Annotated in this window: 10 protein-coding genes; 4 read left to right on the top strand and 6 right to left on the bottom strand. The window is 48.6% G+C overall.

The window, feature by feature from the left end; translation table 11 throughout:
• The first annotated feature begins 264 nt into the window (after positions 1–264).
• Positions 265–831, top strand: a complete 567-nt coding sequence (gene eco, locus NY07_RS04465; RefSeq protein WP_052125490.1) for a serine protease inhibitor ecotin — start codon at positions 265–267, stop codon at positions 829–831.
• 86 nt (positions 832–917) lie between these two features.
• On the opposite strand, the gene NY07_RS04460 is transcribed toward eco, so the two are convergent.
• From NY07_RS04460 to zwf, 4 genes are read right to left on the bottom strand one after another with little or no spacing between them, the layout of a single operon-like run.
• Positions 918–1559, bottom strand: a complete 642-nt coding sequence (locus NY07_RS04460; RefSeq protein ID WP_033538136.1) for a bifunctional 4-hydroxy-2-oxoglutarate aldolase/2-dehydro-3-deoxy-phosphogluconate aldolase — start codon at positions 1557–1559, stop codon at positions 918–920.
• A 21-nt stretch (positions 1560–1580) separates the two neighbouring features.
• Positions 1581–3407, bottom strand: a complete 1827-nt coding sequence (edd, locus tag NY07_RS04455; RefSeq protein ID WP_033538135.1) for a phosphogluconate dehydratase — start codon at positions 3405–3407, stop codon at positions 1581–1583.
• Positions 3408–3416: 9 nt separating this feature from the next.
• The gene (gene pgl / locus NY07_RS04450) at positions 3417–4115 is read right to left on the bottom strand and encodes a 6-phosphogluconolactonase (RefSeq protein ID WP_033538134.1); all 699 of its coding nucleotides are present in this window, start codon (positions 4113–4115) and stop codon (positions 3417–3419) included.
• 12 nt (positions 4116–4127) lie between these two features.
• Positions 4128–5600, bottom strand: a complete 1473-nt coding sequence (gene zwf, locus NY07_RS04445; RefSeq protein WP_033538133.1) for a glucose-6-phosphate dehydrogenase — start codon at positions 5598–5600, stop codon at positions 4128–4130.
• A 309-nt stretch (positions 5601–5909) separates the two neighbouring features.
• Here zwf and NY07_RS04440 point away from each other — a divergent pair, with 309 nt between their 5' ends.
• The gene (locus tag NY07_RS04440) at positions 5910–6764 is read left to right on the top strand and encodes a MurR/RpiR family transcriptional regulator (protein ID WP_033538132.1); all 855 of its coding nucleotides are present in this window, start codon (positions 5910–5912) and stop codon (positions 6762–6764) included.
• A gap of 183 nt (positions 6765–6947) precedes the next feature.
• Positions 6948–8387: a pyruvate kinase gene (gene pyk / locus NY07_RS04435; protein ID WP_033538131.1), complete on the top strand. Its 1440-nt coding sequence runs from the start codon at positions 6948–6950 to the stop codon at positions 8385–8387.
• A gap of 65 nt (positions 8388–8452) precedes the next feature.
• Here the strand turns inward: pyk and NY07_RS04430 are convergent, their stop codons facing one another.
• Positions 8453–10729 carry an acyl-CoA dehydrogenase gene (locus NY07_RS04430; RefSeq protein WP_033538130.1) on the bottom strand — a complete coding sequence of 759 codons (2277 nt, stop codon included), beginning with the start codon at positions 10727–10729 and terminating at the stop codon, positions 8453–8455.
• Positions 10730–10737: 8 nt separating this feature from the next.
• Positions 10738–11376 carry a TetR/AcrR family transcriptional regulator gene (locus NY07_RS04425; RefSeq protein WP_033538129.1) on the bottom strand — a complete coding sequence of 213 codons (639 nt, stop codon included), beginning with the start codon at positions 11374–11376 and terminating at the stop codon, positions 10738–10740.
• A 196-nt stretch (positions 11377–11572) separates the two neighbouring features.
• Here NY07_RS04425 and NY07_RS04420 point away from each other — a divergent pair, with 196 nt between their 5' ends.
• A complete protein-coding gene (locus tag NY07_RS04420) occupies positions 11573–13444 on the top strand; it encodes a M2 family metallopeptidase (protein ID WP_033538128.1) in 1872 nt (623 codons plus the stop codon).
• Positions 13445–13510 lie beyond the last annotated feature (66 nt).

Below are 13510 nucleotides of genomic sequence, written 5' to 3'. Positions count from 1 at the left end.
GAGCAACTAGCGACTCGGCCCTTAGTGTTATAGGCTGCCTTCGTCATTTATTTTGATTTTCAAACTTTCAAAAGCTTAACTAGTTTGATTTTCAAAGTAAACTGATATGACATACCCGAAATCTAAATCTATCGACCTCGTCACATAGATCCTTAAAATCGACTTAAAACAATAAATTAAAAATATTTATTTGCTTTTAACCCTTTTCCCTTATGCTAGCGTTTATACCGGATATCTGAATTTACTTTAACGCTAGGAGCTTTCATGAATCTGAGTCTAAACCGCTACCCACAGGCGGCACGCACACTTTTAATTGGACTGGGACTGGCCTTTACTACAATATCAGCCCAAGCCACCAGTCCGGTAAAACCAGCACACCTTGCAAGCCCTCAGGCAGTAAGCTACACAGCAGCCGATTATCAGGTGCATGAAACCAGCAAGATGTTTCCAGCGCCTGACAATGGGCTGGTACAACATATTTTGACGCTACCCAAATTGGAAAATGAGACGGACTATCGTATCGAAATCGCCATTGGCCGTAGTGAGCAAGTCGACTGTAATAAACACAGCCTTAAGGGTGAGATCTCACAACATACAGTTCAGGGTTGGGGCTATAACTACTACCAAGTAGACACTATTGTTCAGGGACCAAGCACCATGATGGCTTGTTTTGACAAGGCAAAGAAAACTGCCTTTCTGACGCTGCCGCAAAAGCTTAACCTTGAGTACGACAGCCGTCTGCCTAAGGTTTTCTATCTCCCTGCAGGCGCCCAGCTAAGATACCGAGTATGGCAAGCCATAGGTGACTATCAATATAGTGAAGCCAAGTAAAATACTCAGTGAAAGCGAATCCCACCGCTAAATGCAAGCCATAAAAAAACCTCTGCCATGGCAGAGGTTTTTAAATTTACACAGGACTAAAGCCCGTTAATGGCATCTTTGCACAGCTGAGTGATCCGCGCCCAATCCCCCTGCTCCATCGCATCTGTTGGGGCTATCCAGCTACCGCCAATACAGTCGACATTTTTAAGTGCCAAATAATCTTTGTAACTGCTTGGCGTAATGCCTCCCGTTGGGCAAAAACGTATGTTAGCCAAGGGGCCAGAGAAGGCTTTAAGCGCATTAACGCCACCAGAGGCTTCTGCAGGAAAGAACTTAAAATTGGTATAACCAAGGGCCATACCTGTCATCACCTCAGAGATACTTGCCACGCCAGGGATCAGTGGGACAGTGCCCTTCATAGCGGCCTTTAGTAGCTCAGGGGTCGCGCCAGGGGTGATCACAAATTGAGCGCCTGCATCAACGGCCTGTTGCAACTGCTCTTCATTAAGAATGGTCCCAGCACCCACCAGTGCCTCGGGTACCTCTTTGGCGATTTTAGTAATAGCCTCCAAGGCGCAGGGTGTACGCAGGGTAACCTCTAATACACTGATGCCCCCTTCGACCAGTGCCCTGGCGAGTGGTACAGCATCCTCAATCTTATTAATCACCATGACGGGAACGATCGGGCTACGTTTAAAAATATCTTGTGGTTGAATTGACCAGTTATTCTCAGCCATTGCTAAAGCCTTCCTCAGTGATTAATAGTTTTCGTCTATGGTCGTAGTGCAACGTGCACCCGTTTCCGGACTACTTAAATTTGAGCGTAACGCAGAGAACAACTCACGTCCCATACCATAACTCGTACTGCGCAGGTCGACCTTCTCGGCAACCCGCGAAGCTAACACGGCTTCATCCACCAGTAAGCTCACTTCGCCGCTATTGGCGTCGACACGAATAAGGTCACCATTTGCGACCTTGGCGATCAGACCACCATCTAATGCCTCAGGTGTGAGATGAATAGCTGCAGGCACTTTTCCTGAGGCACCCGACATACGACCGTCTGTCAGCAGCGCGACCTTAAAGCCTTTATCCTGCAGCGAACCTAAGATAGGCGTTAACTTATGCAGTTCAGGCATGCCTATCGCCTTCGGCCCCTGCCCTTTGACCACGACCACGCAGTCTCTATCCAGCTCACCAGCCTTAAACATGGCTTCAAGTTTATTCTGATCGTCGATCACCACTGCTGGCGCTTCGACAACTCTATGCTGCTCGGCAACCGCTGACACTTTAATAACGGCGCGTCCCAGATTACCTTTCAGCAGCTTAAGACCACCATTAGCCTGGAACGGTGTATTCACCGCCGTCAACACCTCTTTATCGAGTGATTCGGTTGGCCCATCTACCCACACGAGCTCATTATCGATAAGACGCGGTTCCTGGGTGTAACGGCGCAGACCAAAGCCCGCCACTGTCATCACATCTTCATGGAGCAAACCGGCATCGAGTAGTTCTTTGACCAAATAAGCCATTCCGCCGGCGGCGTGGAAGTGGTTGATATCAGCATGGCCGTTTGGATAGACGCGTGCGAGTAGCGGCACAGCATCAGAAAGCTCTGAGAAATCATCCCAGTTGACGATAATACCGGCCGCTCGCGCTGCCGCGACGATATGCATGGTGAGGTTGGTTGAACCACCTGTCGCTAACAAAGCGACTATGCCGTTCACTATAGACTTCTCGTTAACGACTTCACCGATTGGCGTGTATTGAGTGCCCACCTCTGTCAGACGACAAACTTGTTTGGCAGCCATCTTATTTAGCGCTTCGCGCAAAGGGTCGTCCGGATTCACAAAAGAGGAACCTGGTAGCTGTAACCCCATCACTTCCAGCATCAACTGGTTACTGTTTGCCGTACCATAGAAAGTACAAGTACCTGCACTGTGATAAGACTTTGACTCGGCATCCAGCAGCGCCGCGCGATCAACCTGACCTTGAGCAAATTTCTGACGTACGCGCGCCTTCTCCTTATTAGGGATCCCCGATTTCATCGGACCAGCCGGCACAAACAACATCGGCAGATGCCCAAAGCTCAAGGCACCGATCAACAGACCCGGGACAATCTTGTCACAGATCCCAAGCAGTAATGCGCCGTCAAACATGTTGTGAGACAAGCCCACCGCCGTTGACATAGCGATCACCTCACGGCTAAGCAAACTGAGCTCCATGCCGGGTTGACCTTGGGTGACGCCATCGCACATGGCTGGCACGCCTGCCGCAACCTGAGCAACACTACCTACCTCATGACAGGCGGCTTTAAGTAACTCAGGGTAATTTTCGTAAGGCTGATGCGCCGATAACATATCGTTAAAAGCGGTCACAATACCGATATTGGCTTTATTAAATGCCTTGATGGCATTTTTATCGGCCGGACTACACGCCGCAAAACCGTGCGCCAGGTTACCGCAGCTAAGACTGCTACGATGAACGCCATTGGCTTTCGCTTCATTGAGCGCCTCAAGATACTTTGCTCTTGTAGCTTGGCTTCTGGCAATAATTCTGTCGGTTACTGACTGTACTACTGAATGCATAATCGCTCCTTAAGCGCTCCAATAAACATCGACCGGGGTCTTGTGCTGCGCCAACACTGCACGTATCGGCATCGCTTTGGCGTCTTCATTTTCGAGCGCTTGTCGGTAAACGGCGAGCTTCTGTTCACCAACAATGTGTAAATAGATCTGACGTGAGGCTAAAATCCCCTGCTTGGAGATGGTCATGCGTCCGTGTGGCGCCTCGCCAGGATTCACGGGCAGGCAAAGCGCCTCTGTGGTCAGCGCCTGTTCGATCTCTTTTGAACAGGGAAACCATGAACAGGTGTGGCCGTCGTTGCCCATGCCTAATACCACTACGTCGAACGGTTTAGGAAAGTTAGCCAATTGCTCAATGGCCATATCCACACCTGTTTCGGCGGTGGCAAACATATTTTTTAAACCACGAAACTTTGCGCCGGCGGCGCGGTTTTGCAGCAGATGTTGACGAACCAAGCGCTCGTTAGAATCGCTATGTTCGGTATCAACCCAGCGCTCATCGGCCAGGGTAATGTAGACATCGTTCCATTCGATCGCCTTTTGGCTGAGCAATTTAAACAGTGCTAGCGGCGTCGAACCACCAGACACCACCAAGCTCGCCTTGCCCCGCGCATCGATTGCTGCCTGCAATTGATCGGCGATACGAGATGCCAACTGCGCTTCAAGGCTGGCTTTGCTATCAAAAGATTTGAATACGGATTCTTTAATCATCTTAATCAGTCCTTATTCGTCCCAAGAGCGGCCGTCTTTGGCTATCAATGCAACTGAAGCCACTGGGCCCCAACTACCCGCAGGGTAAGGTTTCGGCTTCTCGTTGCTCTCTTCCCAAGCTTGAATGATACCGTCGACCCAGGTCCACGCTTGCTCGACTTCATCACGGCGTACGAAAAGCGCCTGATTACCCAACATGGCCTCTAACAACAGACGCTCATAGGCATCGGCGATACGGTCATTCTTAAAGGTGTCAGAGAAGCTCAAATCCAGCTTAGTGGTTTGCAGACGCTGCTTCTGCTCCAGTCCAGGCACCTTGTTCATCATCTGGATCTCAACGCCTTCGTGAGGCTGCAGACGAATAGTCAGTTTATTAGGTGGCAAGTTGCGGTAGCTTGAGCGGTACAAGTTGTGAGGTGGGTTCTTAAAATAGACCACGATCTCAGAACTCTTAGTCGGCATACGTTTGCCACTACGCAGGTAGAAAGGCACACCGGCCCAACGCCAGTTATCGATATCGACACGTAGTGCCACAAAAGTTTCGGCGTGTGACTGAGTATTAGCGCCCTCTTCTTCAAGGTAGCCCGGTACAGGCGCTCCTTTTAAGAAACCGGCAGAATACTGTCCGCGCACAGTGTTTTCATAAATATTATCGGCGTCTATCTTACGCAGTGACTTAAGCACCTTAACCTTTTCATCACGAATGCTATCGGCATCTAGGTTAACCGGTGGATCCATGGCGACCAGCGTCAGTACCTGCAATAGGTGGTTTTGAATCATGTCACGCATCTGACCGGCTTTATCGAAATAGCCCCAACGCCCTTCAATACCCACCTCTTCAGCAACTGTGATCTGTACATGGTCTATGGTGCGGTTATCCCACTTAGAGGCAAACAGCGAATTGGCGAAACGCAGCGCGATCAGGTTCTGTACTGTCTCTTTACCTAAGTAATGGTCGATACGATAAACTTGATTTTCGTTGAAGTAGGCACTGACTTGATCGTTGATAACTTTTGAGGAAGCGAGATCTGAGCCGATTGGCTTCTCGAGAACGACACGTGTATCAGGAAAAATAAGATTTTGTTCGTGAAGGCAACGACAGATGTCACCGAAGATGGCTGGCGGTGTGGCAAAATAGTTCACCATGACGCGCTTCTTAGGATCCAGTACCTCATGGAAAGCGCTATAACCCTCAGTTTCTGTGAAGTTGGTACCTATATAGACACAGCGGCTGAGAAATCGCGTCAGGGTCTCGTCACACAAGGCTTCTTTAACAAAGCTTTTTAATGCTGTAATGACTAGCTCTTGATACTCTTCATGAGAGAATGCATCTTTAGCTACCCCAACTATCTTAGTCTCTTCATTAAGCAGACCGGCTTTATCCAATTGGTAGAGCGAAGGCAGTAGCTTACGTCTGGCAAGGTCGCCTTTAGTGCCGAACAATACAAAATCACAAGCTTTGGCTTCCGGTGATGTCATGCCCATAGCTTAAAAATCTCCTATGTCACTGTGTCCCATCGTTTCGATGAGAAGCTCACATGTTTGTTGTAATATAACAACAGAATTTGTTAATTGCATCTAAATTTTGCAAAAAATGACCTATCAGTAAACTAGCAACAAGACATCAAAATCTGATATGCTTTTCGTGATTAAATTACTATATATAGTAGAAAGTTTGCTCTGTAGTTAGATCATAATTCGTCACATAATCCAAACTTTAGCACTTTTTGTTTGTTTCTATAATGACATAAAAGAATAAATATAATTACATTACAATCCAGTGGATGTACGCATATGAATACCCTAGAAAAGGTTCAGAAAAACCTAACCCATTTCAGTAAGTCAGAACGTAAAGTGGCTGAGGTGATCTTGGCGTCGCCACAAACCGCAATTCATTCCAGTATCGCTACCTTGGCAAAAATGGCCGACGTGAGTGAACCAACCGTTAACCGTTTCTGTCGCCGGTTAGATACTAAAGGTTTTCCCGATTTCAAGCTGCACCTAGCACAGAGCCTCGCTAACGGTACACCTTATGTTAGTCGTCACGTAGAAGAAGATGACAGCCCAGATTCCTATACCACCAAGATCTTTGAATCTTCAATGGCGGCGCTGGATACCGCTCGACAAAGCATGGACACAGCGGCCATCAATAAAGCGGTTGATATCCTGACACAAGCGAAAAAAATCTCCTTCTTCGGTCTTGGCGCGTCAGCATCGGTAGCCCATGATGCTCAAAACAAGTTTTTCCGTTTCAATGTGCCAGTTATCTGTTTCGATGATGTCTTAATGCAGCGCATGAGTTGTATCAACAGCAGTGAGGGTGATGTAGTCGTCTTAATAAGCCATACCGGCCGAACCAAATCGCTTATCGATATCGCCCGATTGGCCCGTGAGAACGGCGCTGCCGTTATTGCTATCACCTCGCGTAACTCTCCCCTGAGCAGCGAAGTTACCCTGCCTGTGACCATGGAAGTGCCTGAAGATACCGACATGTATCTGCCTATGGCTTCACGTTTGGCACAATTGGTTATTGTAGACGTATTGGCGACCGGCTTTACCCTACGCCGCGGCCCTCGATTCAGAGAGAGTTTGAAGCGAGTCAAAGAGGTGCTAAAAGAGTCTCGTATCGATAAAGAATCGACACTATAGTCCAGTTTTGAAAGGATATTAGGCGGCCAATGACACAAGGGCCGCCTTTTTTTTCACTTTTAATCGGAGCAGTTCACAAAATTAATAATTTGAGATAGATCATTTTGTCTGTAATTTTCCTACAAAACTCCATTTTGTCTGTTAATATAGAGTAAGATTATTTAAAACTTAACGGAGTATCTCATGTTCCGCAGAACCAAAATTGTAACGACTCTGGGTCCAGCAACCGATCGTGACGACAATCTACGTCGTATCATCAAAGCTGGTGCAAATGTTGTTCGTCTAAACTTCTCACATGGTTCACCAGAAGATCACCTCAAGCGCGCGACCGATGTGCGCAATATCGCCAAAGAACTGGGTGTTCATGTCGCGATTCTTGGTGATCTACAAGGCCCTAAAATCCGCGTGTCTACCTTCAAAGATAATAAGAAGGTGCAACTGAATTTAGGTCAGGCATTTGTTCTGGATGCCGACTTAGAAAAAGGCCAAGGTGACGAAAACCAAGTGGGGATCGACTACAAAGAGTTGCCACAAGATGTCAGCATTGGCGACATTCTAATGCTCGATGATGGCCGTGTTCAGCTTAAGGTTGAAAAGGTCGAAGGTAATAAGGTTCACACCACAGTGACTGTGGCTGGTCCCCTATCTAATAATAAAGGGATCAATAAGAAAGGTGGCGGCCTGTCTGCGGCGGCACTGACTGAAAAAGATAAACGAGATATCGTCACGGCAGCAGCCATTAAAGTGGATTACTTGGCTGTCTCTTTCCCTCGTAGCGGTGCCGATCTTAACTATGCACGAGAACTGGCTCAAAAGGCTGGTAGTAATGCATTGATCGTTTCTAAAGTCGAACGCGCTGAAGCAGTCGTCTCCGATGAAGCGATGGACGATGTGATCTTGGCTTCTGACGCCGTCATGGTTGCTCGTGGTGACTTAGGTGTAGAGATCGGTGATGCGGCACTCGTCGCTGTACAGAAGAAGCTTATCAGCCGTTCACGTCAGCTTAACAAGAGCGTGATCACCGCTACTCAAATGATGGAGTCGATGATCTCTAGCCCTATGCCAACTCGCGCAGAGGTGATGGACGTCGCCAATGCCGTGCTTGATGGCACAGATGCTGTCATGCTATCGGCAGAAACCGCCGCTGGCGATTTCCCTGAGGAAACCGTTAAGGCGATGGCTAACGTCTGTTTAGGCGCCGAGGCTCATCCAAGTGTGCAGGTGTCTAAGCACCGTATGGACGAGCGCTTTACCTCTGTTGAAGAGACTATCGCGCTATCAACTATGTATGCCGCGAACCACATGGAAGGCGTTAAGGCAATTGTTGCCCTGACAGAGTCTGGTGCAACGCCACAGCTAATGTCTCGTATCAGCTCAGCACTGCCTATCTTGGCGCTGTCACGTCATGAAGTCACCCTGGCTAAAATGGCATTGTACCGTGGTGTTCAACCTGTGTACTTTGACTCTACTGCTTATGGCGCTGACGAACTCGCTAAGAAAGCATTAGAATCCCTAACCGAAGCGGGTTATCTAACATCGGGTGATTTGGTACTGATGACCAAAGGCGATGCAATGGAAACCATCGGCGGCACCAATACCTGTAAGATACTGATCGTCGCATAACTTGTGACGAATAAAAAAGGTACGCATTGCGTACCTTTTTTTATGCCTCAAATATTTGATCACCCTTAGAGACTTTCAAACTCATCTACGGCGATAGCAACTTGACGTAGTTTATCGGCGTTAAGTAAGGCCTCATGCTCGTCACTTGAGATAATCTTCAACTCAAGCGCCTGGGCATAAAGACGTTCAGGTACTAACTGTCGATCCAGCTTGCCCTCTTTTTGCGCTAGGCGCACTTTCTTCAACAGAGGCTTAACCTTGTACTGAGCCATAAACGCCTGCTCTACCTCAGCAATTCCGCCCTTGTCTCCCTCAAAATCGGGACACAGATGAGTCAGTCTGTCACGACCAGGGCCGGGTCTGAGCATGCTTTGGCAGACATCTACCGTTAGCTTGTCGTCTGGCCCATTAAAATGGTTACCCAGAGGGAACACCAAGGCGCGCATAATGTAGGCCAGCGGTCGATTAGGGAAATTACGTAATGCGCCATAGAGTGCCTTGGCTGCTCTGTGCAACCTCAACTGCATCACATAATGCACTGTCGGCAGATCGTCTTGCTGGCGGCCATTATCCTCAAACAACTTGAGGGTGGCTGAGCCAAGATAAAGCTCACTCAACACATCCCCTAGCCTTGCTGAAAGCATCTCTTTGCGTTTGAGATCGCCGCCCATGACCAACATAGACAAGTCAGTCACAAAGGCCAGCGCAGCAGACAGGCGAGTCATATCTTTATAGTATTGTTTAGTCTCACCAGAGACTGGCGCGCTATTGAAGCGACTGGCGGTTAAGGCGCTCCATACTGAACTTAAGGCATTTCGACTGGCGTAGCCGATATGACCCAACAGCAGGTTATCGAAACGCTCTAAAGCATCACCCATATCTTCCATCGCCGCAGCTTCCATCTCCGCCAACACATAAGGATGACAGCGGGTGGCGCCCTGACCAAATATCATCAGGCTACGGGTGAGAATATTGGCCCCTTCAACAGTAATCGAGATAGGTGTAGCCATATATCCATGGCCCAGGTAGTTCTTCGGCCCCAGTTGGATCCCCTTGCCTGACTGAATATCCATGGCATCGTTAAGTACATCACGGCCCATCTCAGTCATATGATATTTGGCAATAGCGGTCACGACAGAGGGCTTCACCTTAAGATCGATACCCGTTGTTGTTAATCTCCGCGCAGCCTCTAGTTGGTAGGTGTTCGCAATGATACGCGCAAGCGCTTCTTGCACCCCCTCAAATTGGCCAATGGCCAAACCAAACTGATGACGTACAGCGCTATAAGCTGTGGTTGTCTTAGTCGCCACATGGCCAGAAGCCGTCGCCAGTGCAGGCAGTGATATACCACGACCGGCAGACAGGCACTCAACCAGCATACGCCAGCCGCGCCCCGCATATTGAGGGCCACCAATGATCCAATCGAGCGGAATAAACACGTCTTGGCCACGGGTCGTCCCATTCATAAAGCCCATATTGAGCGGATTATGACGACTACCGATTTCGACACCTGGATGATCCGTTGGAATTAACGCGCAGGTAATGCCAAGGTCGACCTGGTCACCTAACAGGCCTTCGGGATCTCGCATCTGAAAAGCTAACCCCAGTACTGTGGCAACAGGCGCCAGAGTAATATAGCGCTTATCCCAGGTTAACTTGAGGCCTAACACCTCTTCACCTTGGAACTTTTCGCGGCACACTATACCTTCATCAGGTATGGCGCCGGCATCAGAACCCGCCTCAGGACCAGTCAGTGCAAAACAAGGCACAGCTTCTCCGCTCGCCAAGCGTGGCAACCAATGATCACGCTGCTCTTTGGTGCCGTAATGGGTCAGTAACTCGCCAGGACCAAGAGAGTTTGGCACCATGACGCTCACCGCAGCGCTAACGCTACGACTGGCCAGCTTACTGACAATGGTTGAGTTGGCGTAAGCAGAGAAAGCCTTACCACCATATTCTTTAGGAATGATCAGGGCGAAAAAGCCCTCTTTCTTGAAGTAGTCCCAGAGTTCAGGCGGTAGATCTTTACGTTCCTGAACTATGTTAAAGTCGTCGATCATCGTCAGGGCTGTCATCACCTGCTCATCGATAAACGCCTTTTCCTCTTCAGTCAATTGAGGACGACCGTAGCTATGCAAGGTATCCCAGTTTGGCTTACCCCTGAAGAGCTCAGCTTCCCACCACACATCGCCAGCTTCCATCGCCTCTTTTTCTGTGTCAGACAAAGGAGGCAACACCTTCTTAAAGAAAGCAAACACAGGCCGCGTAATAAACTGCATGCGTATATTTTTAACGCCGAAAAGCACTATTATCACCAATAGTGCCAAGATAAAGAGTGTCATACAGCCCCCTAGTCGGTGGTTACAGGCACTGCCACACCGGCAGCCAAATATGGGATCACCTTACGGATCACAGCTTCAATATCATTATGCTCATTAAAATCGGCTTCGGCGATTTCGGTCAGCGCATCGGCTGAGGCCATGGTGAATACCACTGTGCCTAAGGTAAAGTGTAATCGCCAAAACATCTCAGCGGGGGGAATATGTGGCGCGCTCTCAGCAACGGCTTTAACAAATTCACTGAGATGTTCACCATAATGTGTGGTGATGAACCATCTCAGGTGCCCCTGGCTTTCAATATAGCCGCGCCCCAAGAGTTGTAAGAAAGTACGAGTACCATCACTTTTAAACTTGTTGAGCTCAAGAAGTGGCTTAACAAGAGATGAGAAGATCTCATTAAGGCTAGGTTCTCTGTCTTGTTTTAATTGCACTAACTCTTTTGACGCGTCAGGCATGAACCTATCTAAATAGCGGGCCAATACTGCGCGGATCAGTTCTTTTTTAGAACCAAAATGATAGTTAACCGATGCAAGGTTTACCTCTGCCTTACTAGTGATAAGACGCAAAGAGGTTTCTGAAAAGCCGCGCTCGGCAAATAACTTTTCTGCTGCATCCAGTATTCTTGTTTTTGTGTCGGATCGATTTGCCATTCCGTGACCTACAAACTCTGATTTAAACGTTTGTTTAAATTAAACACTGGTACGGTTATTGTCAAATGTAATTCTCCTGCAGGTGAAGTAAACCAGGTACTTAATTGGGTAAAACGAAGTGACAGCAGTTAATAGACTGTAAACTTTGGCGAGATTGAGTAAACTATGCCACACAAAAATAACAAAGGAAGCTCTTATGATCCCCATTCGTGCCCAATTGACCCCTCTTGCCATGGTCATTGCGTTAACTCTCGGCGCAAGCGGCTGTGAAAGTGATGCTAATACGAATCAAGCCAACCCACAGCAAGCCAGCACAGATAATGCCACCAACCCCGTGGCCAGCATCGAAGACGCTAAAACATTTATCGCTAAAGCCGAGTCAGAACTCGCCGCGCTCTCCATTGAACAAAATCGCGCCGAGTGGATCTACAGTAATTTTATCACCGAAGACACAGCAGCCCTTGCGGCCTCTGTGGGTGAGCGCCAAACCGCGCTGTCGGTACAACTAGCCACTCAAGCGGCTAACTACACTCAACTGCCACTCGATGATACAGATAAACGTAAACTCAACATCTTACGTAGCGCGTTAGTTTTACCCGCACCGTTAGACCCGAAAAAGAATGCGGAACTGGCAAACATTAGCGCCGAGCTGAATGGCCTTTACGGTAAGGGTAAATATTGCCTGGAATACGGTCGCTGTCTAACGCAACCAGAGCTCTCTGGCATTATGGCCAGTTCACGCAATCCCCAAGAACTCGAGGCGATATGGCAAGGATGGCGAGCTATCGCCAAACCTATGCGCCCGCTGTTTGAACGTGAAGTTGAACTGGCTAACGAGGGCGCAAAAGATCTTGGCTACGCCAACCTATCTGAACTTTGGCGCAGCCAGTATGACATGCAGCCAGATGCCTTCTCAGATGAACTCGACCGACTCTGGGGTCAGGTATCACCATTATATGAATCCCTGCACTGCTATGTCAGGGGCGAGCTCAACGAGCAGTATGGTGACGAAGTTGCGCCGGAGCAAGGTCCAATCCCTGCCCACCTATTAGGTAATATGTGGGCCCAGCAATGGGGTAACATTTACGATCTTGTCGCGCCTGAAAATGCCGATCCTGGTTATGATGTCACCGAACTGCTTGCCAAGCAGGGGTATGATGAACATAAGATGGTTAAACAGGCTGAAGGCTTTTTCACATCCTTAGGTTTCGAGCCGCTACCAGATACTTTCTGGAGCCGTTCACTCTTCGTACAACCTAAAGATCGCGATGTGGTTTGTCATGCCTCGGCGTGGGATCTGGATAACCTGGATGATATCCGCATTAAGATGTGTATTCAGAAAACCGCTGAAGACTTCACCGTGATCCATCATGAGTTGGGTCATAACTTCTACCAACGTGCTTATAAAGACCAACCTTTCATCTTTAAAAACAGCGCTAACGACGGCTTCCATGAAGCCATAGGTGACACGGTCGCGCTGTCGATCACACCAAATTATCTCAAGCAAATCGGCCTGCTCGATGAGGTACCCGATGCGTCTAAAGATATTGGTCTATTGCTAAAGCAGGCACTAGACAAGGTTGCCTTCTTACCCTTTGGCCTGATGATCGACCAATGGCGCTGGAAGGTGTTCAGTGGTGAGATCACCCCGGCTCAATATAACCAGGCCTGGTGGCAATTAAGAGAAAAGTATCAAGGTGTGAAAGCGCCAGTGGTGCGCAGCGAAGCGGACTTCGATCCCGGCGCCAAATACCATGTTCCAGGTAACGTACCTTATACTCGCTACTTCCTGGCTCACATACTACAGTTCCAGTTCCATAAGGCGCTGTGTGATATCGCGGGCGATAAGGGGCCAGTGCATCGTTGCAGCATCTACGGCAACAAGGAAGCCGGCGCGAAACTTAATACCATGTTAGAGATGGGTCAAAGTAAGCCTTGGCCAGAAGCACTTGAAGTGGTTACCGGCAAACAGGAGATGGATGCCTCGGCGGTGCTGGACTACTTTGCGCCACTGAAAGTTTGGCTAGATGAGCAGAATAAACAGGCGAATCGTCAGTGTGGTTGGTAAGCTATTCCTGCTAGCCTCAAAAAGAATAGCCCCGCAAGGGGCTTAATTAGGCCCTGTACAATAAAA

It is taken from the genome of Shewanella sp. ECSMB14101 (genome assembly GCF_000773485.1).
Taxonomy (GTDB): domain Bacteria; phylum Pseudomonadota; class Gammaproteobacteria; order Enterobacterales; family Shewanellaceae; genus Shewanella; species Shewanella marisflavi.
Note: the sequence above shows the minus strand (reverse complement) of the source record. Positions and strands in the feature narration are given on the sequence as shown.

Coding starts and splice junctions, on each gene's coding strand:
- zwf (WP_033538133.1), bottom strand. CDS start 5,600: ATGGGCATGACATCACCGGAAGCCAAAGCTTGTGATTTTGTATTGTTC.
- NY07_RS04460 (WP_033538136.1), bottom strand. CDS start 1,559: ATGGCTGAGAATAACTGGTCAATTCAACCACAAGATATTTTTAAACGT.
- NY07_RS04440 (WP_033538132.1), top strand. CDS start 5,910: ATGAATACCCTAGAAAAGGTTCAGAAAAACCTAACCCATTTCAGTAAG.
- NY07_RS04420 (WP_033538128.1), top strand. CDS start 11,573: ATGATCCCCATTCGTGCCCAATTGACCCCTCTTGCCATGGTCATTGCG.
- eco (WP_052125490.1), top strand. CDS start 265: ATGAATCTGAGTCTAAACCGCTACCCACAGGCGGCACGCACACTTTTA.
- NY07_RS04425 (WP_033538129.1), bottom strand. CDS start 11,376: ATGGCAAATCGATCCGACACAAAAACAAGAATACTGGATGCAGCAGAA.
- NY07_RS04430 (WP_033538130.1), bottom strand. CDS start 10,729: ATGACACTCTTTATCTTGGCACTATTGGTGATAATAGTGCTTTTCGGC.
- pgl (WP_033538134.1), bottom strand. CDS start 4,115: ATGATTAAAGAATCCGTATTCAAATCTTTTGATAGCAAAGCCAGCCTT.
- edd (WP_033538135.1), bottom strand. CDS start 3,407: ATGCATTCAGTAGTACAGTCAGTAACCGACAGAATTATTGCCAGAAGC.
- pyk (WP_033538131.1), top strand. CDS start 6,948: ATGTTCCGCAGAACCAAAATTGTAACGACTCTGGGTCCAGCAACCGAT.